The sequence below is a fragment of the Streptomyces hydrogenans genome (genome assembly GCF_014656075.1).
Lineage (GTDB): Bacteria > Actinomycetota > Actinomycetes > Streptomycetales > Streptomycetaceae > Streptomyces > Streptomyces hydrogenans.
This window is the reverse complement of sequence record NZ_BNBS01000180.1, coordinates 1-11846: the sequence shown is the minus strand read 5'-3', so window position 1 is coordinate 11846 and position 11846 is coordinate 1. Positions and strand designations below refer to the sequence as shown.

Here is an 11846-nt window from a genome sequence, read left to right as displayed (position 1 = left end):
GGAGGCCGGCTACCGCTCCATCGACACCGCGGCGATCTACGGCAACGAGGCCGGCATCGGCAAGGCCCTCGCCGCCTCCGGGATCCCCCGCGAGGAGCTCTTCGTCACCACCAAGCTGTGGAACACCGACCAGGGCCACGACGCCACACTCCGCGCCTTCGACGACAGCCTCGCCAAGCTCGGCCTCGACCACGTCGACCTGTACCTGATCCACTGGCCCACCCCGGCCCGCGACCTGTACGAGGAGACCTGGAAGGCCATCGAGAAGCTCGTCGCCGACGGCCGGGTCCGCGCCGCGGGCGTCTCCAACTTCCAGCCCGACCACCTGAAGCGGCTGATCGACGGCGCCGGCCTCGTCCCGGCCGTCAACCAGGTCGAGCTGCACCCCGGCCTCCAGCAGAACGAACTGCGCGCCGTGCACGCCGAGCTGGGCATCGCCACCGAGGCGTGGAGCCCGCTCGCCCAGGGCGCCGGCCTGGGCGACGAGGCCGTCACCGTCATCGCCGGCCGACACGGCAAGTCCCCCGCCCAGGTCGTCCTGCGCTGGCACCTGCAGCTCGGGAACATCGTCATCCCCAAGTCGGTGACGCCCGCGCGCATCCGGCAGAACCTCGACGTCTTCGACTTCACCCTCACCGACGACGAGATGGCCGCGCTCGCCGGCCTCGACCGCGACCTGCGCACCGGCCCGCACCCGGACCAGTTCAACTGACCCCACCTGAAGGGCGGTCAGGCCGCACCAGGTGAAATCCCGTGCCGACGGGCTACTGGATGCTCCAACCGTGCGGATGGTCGGGATCGGCGGGGCAGACGAAGACGTTGAGTTCGCCGAATCGGCCCACGGTGACGCCGGTGGGCGTGGAGTACAAGTGGGTGGGCAGGTCGCGGTCCTCCAGCGGCTTCCAGCTGCCACTGCCGCCGTCCCACTCCGAACTGTCGATGGTCAGCAGCAGGCGCATCGGTGTCCCGCAGGCCCGGCAGTCCATGGGGTACGGGTCCGTCTTGTGCCAGGAGGCGTAGCCGCCGACGCGCCAGCCGGGCGGGATGGACAGGTCGTACTGGTAGGAGACCGGCCGGGCCGCGTTCTCCTCGGTCGGCCGCTCGGCCGCCTCCTCCAGGGCTTCCTCCCAGGTGTCGATCCGGGCGCAGAGACCCTCGGGCAGGAGGCCGGCGAAGGGGTACGTGGTCACCTGCTCCGGGTGCAGCACACAGGGCTCGGGGACGAGCCCCTCGGACCCGACGACCAGCGGCTGCGGCGGATCGCCCAGCACGCGGCCGACCTCCCCCGACCGCCGTCGGCGCAGGTACAGCTCCAGGTCGTGGCGGCCCGGGCCGTGCGCGTGGAAGGGACACCAGAACACCTGGAGCAGGTCGCAGCCGTCCGGCCCGACGGGAAGGTCCGGAACATCCCGCCGGTACAGCTGCGCCAGGCCGATCATCGGCAGCGGATCCACGTCCGAAGCCCCCGGGACCCGGTGCTCCAGGCTCAGCTCGGCCAGGAGCTCTCGTTCCCCCTCCGTGGGCCCCGGGTTCTGCTCCCGGGCCCACGCGGCGGCCAGGGTCCGCCGGTAGCGGTGGATGTCGGCCGGGCGCCGGCCCCGCCCGCGGCCATGGGCCTCCCCGCACACCGGCCACGGTTCCTCCGCCGGCCACGACATCGGACCGCCCACCGAACTGTCCGACACCAGCGGGCTGCCCGGCCGCGGGTGGAGCCGCGTCGTCGTACCCCGGTGAGCAGCCAGCTCCGGGAAGAGCGCCTCGACGTCGAGCGGGCGCGGGGGCGTGGTCCTCGTCATGGGACCTGACCCTAGGCACCCGCCGATCCCGGCCGCCCCACACCCCCCGGCGGCGCGCGGTGTGCCCTCCGCGGGCGTGGGTTCACCGGGTGATCGGGGTGGCGCCGGTCAGGGCGACGGACAGGTCCCAGAGCCAGGCGGCCTCCTCGGGGTCGACGGCGTACGCGCGCACGCCGCCGTCGTCCATGGGGGTGTCGGGGGCGGAGACGCGGGCGACGTCGCAGTCCTCCAGGTAGAGCCCGCCGCTGCCGTCGAGGAGCGGGGAGGTGGCAGCCCACAGGCCGGTGGCCGCTCCCTGGGAGGGGGTCTTGAAGTCCGCGCCGACCACGTGGCCGTGCTCGTCCACCCATCCTCGTTCGATCTGCTCCTCGAGTTTCATCTCCCGCTGGAGACCCGTGATGATCTTGCCGGGGTGCAGGGCGAACGCCCGGACCCCGTCGCCCCGCCCGAGGGCGTCGAGGTGCACGGCGAACAGGGCGTTGGCGGTCTTGGCCTGGCCGTAGGCCAGCCACCGGTCGTAGCCGGTGCGGAAGTGCGGATCGTGCCGGCGGATGCCGGTCAGGGTGTGGCCGGCGGAGCTGTTCACCACGACGCGCGCACCGCCCGCGGCGGCCAGGAGCGGATAGAGCTCGGACGTGAGGGTGAAGTGCCCGAAGTGGTTGGCGGTGAGCTGGCCTTCCCAGCCGGGCCCGACGCGTCGCTCCGGAGTGGCCATGACGCCGGCGACGGCCATCAGGAGGTCGATCCGGTCGATCAGGTCGCTGATGTGCGCGGCGGCCGAGCGGACGCTGTCGAGGTCGGCCAGGTCCATGGGGACGACCTCGCTGCCCTTGACGTCCCTCAAGGCGGCACGGGCGACGTCGGGGCGACGAGCGGGAACGACGACCCGGGCCCCGGCGGCGGTCAGGGCCCGGGTGGTCTCCAGGCCGAGCCCGGAGTAGCCCCCGGTCACCACCGCGGTCGTGCCGGAGAGGTCACGGCCGGCCATGACGTCCTCGGCGGTGGTGGCGGCGGAGAAGGGCGAGCCGAGCGGCTGTTGATCGGTAGCGGTCATGACGTGAACGCTACGATCTAGAGCGAGGTCTAGATCAAGTCCAGGGGTGAGCCGCATGACGACCGACGATGCCGCCGCGCGGTCGCTGAGCATCGGCGAGGTGGCCGAGCAGACCGGACTGAGCGTGCACGCCCTGCGCTTCTACGAGCGCGAGGGGCTGCTCGTCGGCCCGGTCCGGCGCTCGTCGGGCGGCCGGCGGCGCTACACCTCCTTCGATGTCGACTGGCTGCTGATCTGCGTCAAGCTCCGCGCATCAGGCATGCCGATCGCCGACCTCCAGCGCTTCGCCGAACTGGTACGCCAGGGACCGGGCAACGAGGCGGAACGGCTGCGCCTGCTCGACGCCCACCGCCTGCGCGTCGACGCACAGATCGAGGCGCTGGAGGAGTGCCGATCCGTCATCGCCTGGAAGGTCGGTGTCTACGCGGAGCACCTCGCCGACGGCGAAGCCGGCGGGCTCTGGGACCCGACGGTCTGAGGAGAGCGCGGACGGACGCGTCACGTCTCGCGGACGGGCCCGGCCGGTCACGCCCGAGGCACGCTGCCTTCGGACGACCGCGACGGATTCCGCGGCACTGTTAGCCTGCGGTCCATGATCAAGGGGGATGGGGCGGGCCGCATAGGCCGGTGGGCGGGAGACAACGGTCCGGAGCGCGTGCTGGTCGCCGCCAGCTTCGTCAACCGGGTCGGCAACGGTCTGTTCAACGCGGCGTCGGCGCTCTACTTCACCTTGGTCGTGGGCCTGCCCGCGGTGCAGGTGGGCGCCGCGCTCACCATCGCCGGAGTGGTCGGCCTGTGCGCGGGGATACCCGGGGGCCATCTCGCCGACCGGCGCGGCGCACGCGTGATCATGATGCTGGCCCTCGCGGTCCAGGCGGTGTCGATGGCGACCCTCGTACTCGTCGAGAGCTGGGCCGCGCTCACGATCGTCGCGACGGTCGACCAGATCGCCGCGGCGGTCGGAGGGGCGGCGTGGGGCGCACTGGTGGCCCGGGTCGGGGGTGAGCGGCAGGCCCTGTTCCGGGCGAAGCTGCGGACCTTCGTCAACCTGGGCGTCATCCTGGGAACGGTGGGTGCCGGGCTGGCGCTCGCCGCGGGCACCCACGGTGCCTATGTCACGCTGATTCTCGGCAACGCGGCGAGCTTCGCCCTGTGTTCGGTGCTGCTGCTCCTGCTGCCCCGCTATCCGGTGCTGCCGGCGCCACCGCGACAGCGCCGCTGGCTCGTCTTCGCGGACCGTCCGTTCCTGACGTTCACCGCCCTCTACGGAGCCATGGGACTGCAGTACCCGGTGGTCTCCCTGCTGCTGCCGATCTGGATCTCCGAGCACACCGAGACGCCGAACTGGACGGTGGCCGCGCTGTTCGGAGTCAACTCCGCCTTCTGCGTCCTGATGCAGACCAGGATCGGCTCCCGCGTCGAGACCCCGTACGACGGCGGCAGGGCGTTCCGCGTCGCGGGGCTGCTCTTCCTCGTCAGCTGCCCGATGATGGCACTGGCGGCGTACGCCCCGGTCTGGGCGGCGACAGGACTGGTCCTGGGTGCGATCTTCGTCCACAGCCTGGCGGAGGTCTGGGAGTCCTCGGCGTGCTTCGCCCTGGGTTTCGGGCTCGCCCCCGACCACGCCCAGGGCCAGTACCAGGGGGTCCTCGGCCTCGGCTTCAACGCGGGCCAGGCCCTCGCTCCCGCGATCCTGACCACGGTGGTGCTCGGCCTCGGCGCGGCGGGCTGGCTGTTGCTGGCGCTGTTCTTCGCGGCGCTCGGCGCCGCCGGCCCCTCCCTCGCCCGCTGGGGCATGCGGACCCGGCCGCAGCCGGACGTCGCCGTCGCCTGACCGTCGCGGTCCGGCGCGCGCGTTCCCGCACGCCGGCGAGGAGCCCGCACGCGGGGAACGGTCGGGCGGGGCCGGCGTGGAGCGGTCAGTACGATGAACCGCGCTCGCGGCGGTAGGCGGCGCCTGGACGGCGGGAGGCCGAGGGCATGACGGGGCACAGGGGCGACGACCGGGCGGCTCCGCGCAGGCGTGGGCAGGGGGAGCTGGAGACGCAGGTGCTGGCCGCGTTGCGGGCGGCGCCGGGGCCGGCGACCGCGGGCTGGGTGCGGGAGCGGATCGGCGGTGACCTCGCCTATACGACGGTGGTGACCATCCTGACCCGGCTGCACGTCAAGGGGGCGGTCGCGCGGGAGCGGTCGGGGCGCTCGTTCCAGTGGACGGCCGTCGCGGACGAGGCGGGGCTGGCCGCGCTGAGGATGCGGCGGGTGCTGGATTCCGAGGACGACCGGGAGGCCGTGCTCACGAGCTTCGTCAGCACGCTCTCGCCGGGTGACGAACGTTTGCTGCGTGCGCTGTTGGAGGCCGCGGAGCCCTCGGAGGAGGGAGACTAGGGCCATGGGGGTCTTCGTCTTCCTGCCGCTGGTCCTGCCGTTGACGGCCTGGCCCGTCGCCCGGCTCGCCGAGCACCATCTGCACCCCCGGGCCGCGACGTGGCTGCTGAGCGCGGTGGCGGCGGTGCTCGCCGTGTGCAGCACGCTGTGTCTCGGACTGCTCGTGGTGGTGGGCACCGCCCAGTTGCCCGGTAACCCGCTGCCCGACGGATGGTCGGATCCCGAGGTCCGCGCGGCCGTGCCCCATGACGAGGTCGCCGGCCGGATCGCGATCCCCGCCCTCGTCGCCGTGGTCGCCGCCTGTACGGTGACCGCCTGGCGCCATCTGCGGGTGCGGAGGCGGGCCGAGCGGGCGCTCGGCGGGCTGGCCGGCTCCTCGGTGGCGGTGCTGCCCGATCCTTCCCCGTACGCCTACGCCCTGCCCGGCAGGCGCGACCGGATCGTCGTCACGACGGGCATGCTGGCCGGGCTGAGTTCGGGTGAGCGACGGGCGCTGTTCGCCCATGAGCGGGCGCATCTGGACGGTCGTCATCACCGGTTCCTGCTGACCGTGCGACTCGCGGCCCGCGCGAACCCGTTCCTGCGGCCGCTGCGTACGGCGGTCGTCTACTCCACCGAGCGGTGGGCGGACGAGGAGGCGGCCGAGGCCGTGGGGAGCCGGCGGACCGTGGCGCGGGCGGTGGGCAAGTCGGCGCTGATCTCGCGGGGTTCGCCGGTGGTGCCGCTGGCCCACTTCGCCGAGGCGGCCGGGCCGGTGCCGCGCCGGGTGGCGGCCCTGCTCGGGCCGGCTCCCTCGCCGCGGATCTGGCCACCGGCGTTCACCGCCGTCGGCCTGGCCGCCTGGGGCGCGACCGCGGGGACGACCGTCTCGGCGTTCTCGTCCGCGAACGCGGCCGTGACGCTCTTCTTCATCCTTCACGCGGCCACACCCATGTGAAGGGACGGGGGCCCGTCCCCGTGCGGTGCGGTCGGGCTGTTCAGCCCTCGTCGACCTCGTCGTCCTCCTCGACCTCTCCCTCGAAGAAGTCGCCCACCTCGTCGACGACCTCGGCGGCCACCATGCCGCCGACGACGCCGACGGCCAGGCCCGCCGCACCCGCGGCGACCGCCGTGCCCACGCCGGGGCCGGAACGGTGGCCGTCACCGGGGTGGCCACCGTGGCCGCCCTGGGCGAAGAGCGCGCCGCCGGCGTGCCCGTACGGACCGTCCGGGGCGTGGTGCTCGACGAGCCGTCGGATCCAGCCGTCGATCTCGGCGTTCCGGTCGGCCTGCTCGACGTCGTGGTGACCGACCGTGAAGCGGGTCAGCGCGTCGTGTCCCCCGGAGGAGAAGCCGCCGCGCCGGTCCGCCTCCAGGACGCCCTCCAGGCCGGCGGGGGCGGCGAGGAAGGTCACCTCGAGCTCGTTGATCCGCTGGGCGTATCGCGGCGCCGGGGTCAGCTCGATCTCCTGGTAGAAGGGGAGCTGTTGGCCCGTTCCCCCGATGCGGCCGAGTTCCAGGTCCGCGGACTTGAAGCCGAAGCCCAGCTGGCCGAGCGCCTCCAGGATCGCCTCCTGGGCGGGGAGGGGGCGGACGGCGAGCGGGTCGAGGTCGCCCTTGTCCTTGGCGCCGGCGACGCCGAGTTCGGTGCGGATGCCGAGGACGACGCCGAGGCCCTGCCCGTACAGCTCGGTGATCGGGGTCTCCCACGGCAGCGTGAAGGAGAACGGCACGCTGCGGCGCTCGTCTTCCGCGAGGCGGAAGCCGCCCGCGACGACGTGCTGGTGGAAGGCGACCATGCCTTCCGCCTCGCCCTCGTCGTACTCCGCCTCGACGTGGGCGACGAGCTCCAGGGTGATGTGCTCGATCGCGAAGTCGGTGTTGCCGCCCTGGAGGTGGACCTGCCCGGCGACGACGCCGCCGGGTGTCACGGCACCCGGTTCGAGCACGGTGTCCACCGAGGGGCCCCCTACGCCGAGCGAGCCGAGCAGACGCTTGAACACCATCGGGCGTTCACTCCTTCATATCGCTTGTACGGTGCGGCGCTTGGGCCGCGATTCGACCAACTATCTACAGCCGTGTAGAAGCATAGGGGTCCACGGGAGAGCGGGTGAACGCGATCGGTGCGGGTCGCCGCGAAGGGCGACCCGCACCGGAGAAACGGACGCGGCCGCAAGGCCTTCGCCGCGCCCACCTCTCCCCCGTCCGCCCGCGGAAAGAGGTCACGCGTCAGGGGGCGGCCGGGTCGTACCCGTACCGCAGGCTCTCCGGGGAGCGCCCGTCGCGGCGGTAGACGTACACGGCCGTCGCGCGCATGCCCTCCCGGGGTTCCTCCACCTCGCAGGCGTACGTCACCTGGATCAGGCCGGGCCTCCCCCGGACCCGCACGCGGACCCCGTCGGCGGGCCCTCCGGCGAGCAGTGCCGTTTCCCGGTCCGTAGCGTCGTCTGCCATGTGGGGTCACCTCGGATTCGTGTGCGGGGCGTGGGCGGGGCGACGAGGTCCGGCGCCTCACCCACACGGGCGGGGCGCCGGACGCGCGGGGGGCGACTACGGGGCGGCGCCCGGTGCCGCGAGCGCATGGGGCCGGCGCACGTACCTCGGCGTCGAAGCCATGACGAACCTCCGGCGACCCGGGAGACACGACCACCGTGCCTCTACACGCTTGTAGAGGATAGGTGGGGGCGCGTCTCCGGCGAGCCGCGTGACCGGTTCTCCGCCAACATCGTCCGAAACCGTTCGTCGATACCGGGTCACGGGAGGTGTCGGCCTCAGGCCGTCTGCGGCCCCATGATCCGGACCAGCAGGTCGTCCAGGCTCACCAGGCCCGTCAGCGTGCCCTCGCCGTCGCGTACGAGGGCTAGGGAGGCCCGGCGGCGGCGCAGCTGCTCGATCGCCCCGGAGACCGTCTCCGTGGCCTCCAGTTCGGGCACGGGGCGGGCGAGGTCCCGCGCGGTCAGGCTCCGGCCGCGGGTGCGGGCGACGAGGGCGTCGCGGGCGTGGACCGAGCCGAGGACGCGGTCGCCGTCCCTGACCAGGAGGCGGGAGCGGTCGGCTTCGGACGCCAGGGCGAGGACCGCGTCGAGGCCGGCCTCGGCCAGGTCGGCGACGATGTCGGCGGCCGGGGTCTGGAGTTCGGCGACCGGGGTCTGGGGCTCGGTGAGGGAACGGGTGATGAGCTGGGAGTCGGTCTTGTTGATCAGGCCGAGGCGTTCGGACTCCTCAACGAGGTGGGTGAGCTGCTCGCGGTTGTGGACGGCGGTGAGCTCGTCGCGCGGCTGGACGCGGCACAGCCGGACGAGGGCGTTGCTGACCTTGTTGAGGAGCCAGATCAGGGGCCGTACGGTCTTGACCAGGGCCCGGAACGGCGGGGTGAGGAGCATGGCGGAGCGTTCGGGGTGGGCGATGGCCCAGGACTTGGGGGCCATCTCGCCGAGGACCATGTGGAGGAAGACCACGACGATCATGGCGACGGCGAACGCGATGCCGTAGCTGAGCGCTTCCGGCAGGCCGAGCTTCACGAGCAGCGGGTCGAGCTCGTGGGAGATGGCGGGCTTGGAGATGGCACCGAGGCCGAGGGTGCACAGGGTGATGCCGAGCTGGGCCCCCGCGAGCATCAGGGAGAGCTCGCGCATGCCGGCGAGAGCGGCCTTGGCGCCGCGCCGGCCGTCGGCGACGGCCTTCTCGACACGGTGGCGCTTGGCGGAGACGAGCGCGAACTCGGCGCCGACGAAGAAGCCGTTGCCGATGAGGAGCAGCACGGTGATGAACAGGGCCATGGGGAAGCTCATGCCTGGGTCTCCTCGGCCGGCTGGGAGTCGGTCTTCTCGATCCGGACGCGGCCGGGGACGTGGCGATCGAGGCTGAGGACGTCGATGCGGACGACGTCGACGACGAGGTGGTCCCCGATGGTCGGGAAACGCCCGAGACGGTCGATGACCAGGCCGGCGACGGTGTCGTAGTCGTCGTCCCCGGGCAGCGCAATGCCGGTGGCGTCCTCGATCTCGTCGAGGCGGCGGCCCGCGTCCACGCGCCAGCCGTCGCCGTCGGGGACGGCGAGCGCGACGACCGTGTCGCTCTCGTCGGCGATGTCGCCGACGAGCTCCTCCGCGATGTCCTCGTAGGTGACGATGCCGGCGATGCCGCCGTGCTCGTCCAGGACGACGGCGAACTCGTCGTCCGCCTCCCGCATCCGCGCGACCGCCTGGGGCAGCGGCAGCGTGTCGGGCAGCAGCAGGGGCGAGCGGTCGGCCTCGGCCGCGGTCAGGGTGCCGAAGCGGTCCGCGGGCAGCCGCGCGAGGTCGCGCACACCCAGGACGCCGGCGATGTCGTCCGGGTGGTCGCCGAGGACGGGGTAGTTGGAGTGGCCGTGCCGGGCGATCAGCTCGACGGCCTCGGTGAGCGTGGCGTCCTTGCGGACGAAGACGGCGTCGGCGCGCGGCACCATCACCTCGTCCAGGGTCCGCTCGGAGAACTCCAGGGCGTGGTCCAGGAGTTCGGCGGTGTCGGCCGGGAGCTGTCCCTGTTCGTGGGATTCGCCGATGAGGTGGCTGAGCTCCTCCAGGGTGGCACCGTGGTGCAGTTCCTCGACGGGCTCGATGCCGACCTTGCGCAGGAGCTTGTTGGCGGCCCCGTCGAAGACCCGGACGACCGGGCCGACGACCTTCAGGTAGAGGAGGGTCGAGGAGGCCAGCGACTTCGCGAGGCGTTCGGGGACGGCGAGCGCGAGGTTCTTCGGCGCGAGTTCGCCCAGGACCATCTGGAGCACGGTCGCGATCACGAAGGCGAGGACGACCGAGATCGCCGACACGGCCCCGTCCGACAGGCCCGTGTCCTCCAGCGCGGGCTTGAGGAAGGCGGAGACGGACGGCTCGGCGAGGAAGCCGACGACCAGGCCGGTGACGGTGATGCCGAGCTGGGCGCCGGACAGCATGAAGGAGAGGCGTTCGAGCACCTTCAGCGCGCGGGCGGCCCGCTGGTCGCCGGCCTCCGCCTCGCGGGCGAGGGCGATCCGGTCGGCGGCGACGTACGAGAACTCCTGGGCGACGAAGTAGCCGGTGCCGGCGGTCAGGACGAGGACGGCCAGCAGGCCGAGAGCGGCGTTCATCGGCTGTCGCACCCCTTCGAGCGGGCGGGATGCGTCGTTCTGGCGGGCAAGCGGGTGCTCCTTCGTGGGGCCGTGAGGCGGGTGGGGCGGTGATCGGTCGGGGGTGTACGGGTACGCGGCGGGCCTCGGTCACGGAACCCGTGGGGCCGGGACCGGGGCGGGGACACCGGGGCTCACACGGTGGCGGGGCCCACCAGTTCCTCCAGGACGTCCTCCATCGTCACGTAGCCGAGGACGGTGCCGGACTCGCCGGTGACGGCGGCGAGGTGGCTGCCGGCGGCGCGCAGGACCGTGAGGGTGTCGTCCAGCGGGGTGTCGACGCGCACCCGGGTGCCGGCGTGGAAGGCGGTCCGCGCGAAGGGCTTGTCGAGGTCGGCGACACCGAGGGTGTCCTTGATGTGTATGTAGCCGAGGACGGCGCCCGTGGCGGCGCGGACCGGGAAACGGGAGTAGCCGGCGCGGGCCGCCGTCCGTTCCAGCCGCGCCGGGGTGATCCGGTGGTCGACCGTGACCATCCGTGCGGCGGGAACGAGGATCTCGCCGACCGGGCGGGTGCCGAGTTCCAGGGCGTCGCGCAGCCGCTCGCCGTCGGCGGGCGAGAGGAGTCCGGCGGCGCTGGTGTCCTGGACCATGCGGGCGAGCTGGTCGTCGGTGTAGACGGCGGCGACCTCGTCCTTCGGTTCGACCCGCAGGAGACGCAGGAGGAGGTTCGCGAAGGCGTTGACGCCGAGGACGACCGGCTTGAGCGCGCGGGTGAGGGCCACCATCGGCGGCCCTAGGAACAGGGCCGTCCGCACCGGCGCGGCGAGCGCGATGTTCTTGGGGACCATCTCGCCGATGAGCATGTGCGCGTACGTGGCCAGGGTCAGCGCGATGACGAAGGCGATCGGGTGCACGAGGCCGTGCGGCACGTGGGCCGCCTCGAAGACCGGCTCAAGGAGGTGCGCGATCGCGGGCTCGGCCACGGCGCCGAGCCCGAGCGAGGAGACGGTGATGCCGAGCTGGGCGGTCGCCAGGAGCGCGGAGATGTGCTCCAGGCCCCACAGCGTCATCCGGGCACGCCGGTCGCCCTCGCGGGCGAGCGGCTCGATCTGACTGCGCCGGACGGAGATCATCGAGAACTCGCCGCCGACGAAGAAGGCGTTCGTCAGGAGGGTGAGGAAGCCGATGGTGAGCTGGAGCGCGGTCATCGGGGCACTCCGGCGTTCTCGGGCTCCAGGACGCGGGCGGGCTCGGTCAGGTGGACGCGGTCCACCCGGTGGTGCGCGACGTCGAGCACGTCGAGTCGCCAGCCGTCGAGCAGAACGGCGTCGCCCTGCGCGGGGATGCGTCCGAGGCGGGTGGCGATGAGTCCGGCGGCCGTCTCGGACGGGCCGTCCGGGGCGCGCAGCCCTATCCGGGCGAGCTGGTCGATCCGTACCCCGCCGTCGGCCTCCCAGGTGGCCCGGCCGTCGTCGGTGGGCGGTGCGGGGAGCAGGTCGGGGACCTCGGCGGGGTCGTGCTCGTCGCGGACCTCGCCGACGAC

13 protein-coding genes are annotated in these 11846 nt (G+C 73.0%); 5 read left to right on the top strand and 8 right to left on the bottom strand.

Translation table 11 applies throughout. From position 1 onward, the window contains the following. Positions 1-712: aldo/keto reductase (locus tag IE321_RS38550; protein ID WP_190226351.1), on the top strand; the 712-nt coding region annotated here is incomplete at its 5' end. A gap of 52 nt (positions 713-764) precedes the next feature. On the opposite strand, the gene IE321_RS38545 is transcribed toward IE321_RS38550, so the two are convergent. Together IE321_RS38545 and IE321_RS38540 are read right to left on the bottom strand one after the other, a co-directional pair. Further along, a complete protein-coding gene (locus IE321_RS38545) occupies positions 765-1796 on the bottom strand; it encodes a hypothetical protein (RefSeq protein ID WP_190226350.1) in 1032 nt (343 codons plus the stop codon). Positions 1797-1878: 82 nt separating this feature from the next. Then, positions 1879-2850, bottom strand: a complete 972-nt coding sequence (locus IE321_RS38540; protein ID WP_190226349.1) for an SDR family NAD(P)-dependent oxidoreductase — start codon at positions 2848-2850, stop codon at positions 1879-1881. A 55-nt stretch (positions 2851-2905) separates the two neighbouring features. On the opposite strand from IE321_RS38540, the gene IE321_RS38535 reads away from it, so the two are divergent. From IE321_RS38535 to IE321_RS38520, 4 genes are all read left to right on the top strand, one after another. Next, complete coding sequence (locus IE321_RS38535; protein WP_190226348.1) at positions 2906-3328, top strand: MerR family transcriptional regulator; 423 nt, start codon at positions 2906-2908, stop codon at positions 3326-3328. A gap of 114 nt (positions 3329-3442) precedes the next feature. Then, a complete protein-coding gene (locus IE321_RS38530) occupies positions 3443-4684 on the top strand; it encodes an MFS transporter (RefSeq protein ID WP_190226347.1) in 1242 nt (413 codons plus the stop codon). A 146-nt stretch (positions 4685-4830) separates the two neighbouring features. Further along, positions 4831-5235: a BlaI/MecI/CopY family transcriptional regulator gene (locus IE321_RS38525; protein WP_043220445.1), complete on the top strand. Its 405-nt coding sequence runs from the start codon at positions 4831-4833 to the stop codon at positions 5233-5235. Between the two features lie 4 nt (positions 5236-5239). Further along, positions 5240-6172, top strand: a complete 933-nt coding sequence (locus IE321_RS38520) for a M56 family metallopeptidase (protein ID WP_190226346.1) — start codon at positions 5240-5242, stop codon at positions 6170-6172. Positions 6173-6212: 40 nt separating this feature from the next. Here the strand turns inward: IE321_RS38520 and IE321_RS38515 are convergent, their stop codons facing one another. The 6 genes from IE321_RS38515 to IE321_RS38490 all read right to left on the bottom strand — a co-directional run. Continuing rightward, positions 6213-7220: a sporulation protein gene (locus IE321_RS38515; RefSeq protein WP_190226345.1), complete on the bottom strand. Its 1008-nt coding sequence runs from the start codon at positions 7218-7220 to the stop codon at positions 6213-6215. A 223-nt stretch (positions 7221-7443) separates the two neighbouring features. Next, the gene (locus IE321_RS38510) at positions 7444-7668 is read right to left on the bottom strand and encodes a hypothetical protein (protein ID WP_190226344.1); all 225 of its coding nucleotides are present in this window, start codon (positions 7666-7668) and stop codon (positions 7444-7446) included. A 317-nt stretch (positions 7669-7985) separates the two neighbouring features. Then, positions 7986-9005: a hemolysin family protein gene (locus IE321_RS38505; protein WP_190226343.1), complete on the bottom strand. Its 1020-nt coding sequence runs from the start codon at positions 9003-9005 to the stop codon at positions 7986-7988. After that, positions 9002-10321: a hemolysin family protein gene (locus IE321_RS38500; RefSeq protein WP_190226342.1), complete on the bottom strand. Its 1320-nt coding sequence runs from the start codon at positions 10319-10321 to the stop codon at positions 9002-9004. The genes IE321_RS38505 and IE321_RS38500 overlap by 4 nt, the downstream gene beginning before the upstream one ends. A 173-nt stretch (positions 10322-10494) precedes the next feature. Next, positions 10495-11511, bottom strand: a complete 1017-nt coding sequence (locus IE321_RS38495; protein ID WP_190226341.1) for a hemolysin family protein — start codon at positions 11509-11511, stop codon at positions 10495-10497. Then, a partial coding sequence (locus IE321_RS38490) for a transporter associated domain-containing protein (protein WP_308439747.1) occupies positions 11508-11846 on the bottom strand: 339 nt, incomplete at its 5' end. The genes IE321_RS38490 and IE321_RS38495, both read right to left, overlap by 4 nt.

Coding starts and splice junctions, on each gene's coding strand:
- IE321_RS38540 (WP_190226349.1), bottom strand. CDS start 2,850: ATGACCGCTACCGATCAACAGCCGCTCGGCTCGCCCTTCTCCGCCGCC.
- IE321_RS38525 (WP_043220445.1), top strand. CDS start 4,831: ATGACGGGGCACAGGGGCGACGACCGGGCGGCTCCGCGCAGGCGTGGG.
- IE321_RS38545 (WP_190226350.1), bottom strand. CDS start 1,796: ATGACGAGGACCACGCCCCCGCGCCCGCTCGACGTCGAGGCGCTCTTC.
- IE321_RS38535 (WP_190226348.1), top strand. CDS start 2,906: ATGACGACCGACGATGCCGCCGCGCGGTCGCTGAGCATCGGCGAGGTG.
- IE321_RS38500 (WP_190226342.1), bottom strand. CDS start 10,321: ATGAACGCCGCTCTCGGCCTGCTGGCCGTCCTCGTCCTGACCGCCGGC.
- IE321_RS38520 (WP_190226346.1), top strand. CDS start 5,240: ATGGGGGTCTTCGTCTTCCTGCCGCTGGTCCTGCCGTTGACGGCCTGG.
- IE321_RS38515 (WP_190226345.1), bottom strand. CDS start 7,220: ATGGTGTTCAAGCGTCTGCTCGGCTCGCTCGGCGTAGGGGGCCCCTCG.
- IE321_RS38530 (WP_190226347.1), top strand. CDS start 3,443: ATGATCAAGGGGGATGGGGCGGGCCGCATAGGCCGGTGGGCGGGAGAC.
- IE321_RS38510 (WP_190226344.1), bottom strand. CDS start 7,668: ATGGCAGACGACGCTACGGACCGGGAAACGGCACTGCTCGCCGGAGGG.
- IE321_RS38505 (WP_190226343.1), bottom strand. CDS start 9,005: ATGAGCTTCCCCATGGCCCTGTTCATCACCGTGCTGCTCCTCATCGGC.
- IE321_RS38495 (WP_190226341.1), bottom strand. CDS start 11,511: ATGACCGCGCTCCAGCTCACCATCGGCTTCCTCACCCTCCTGACGAAC.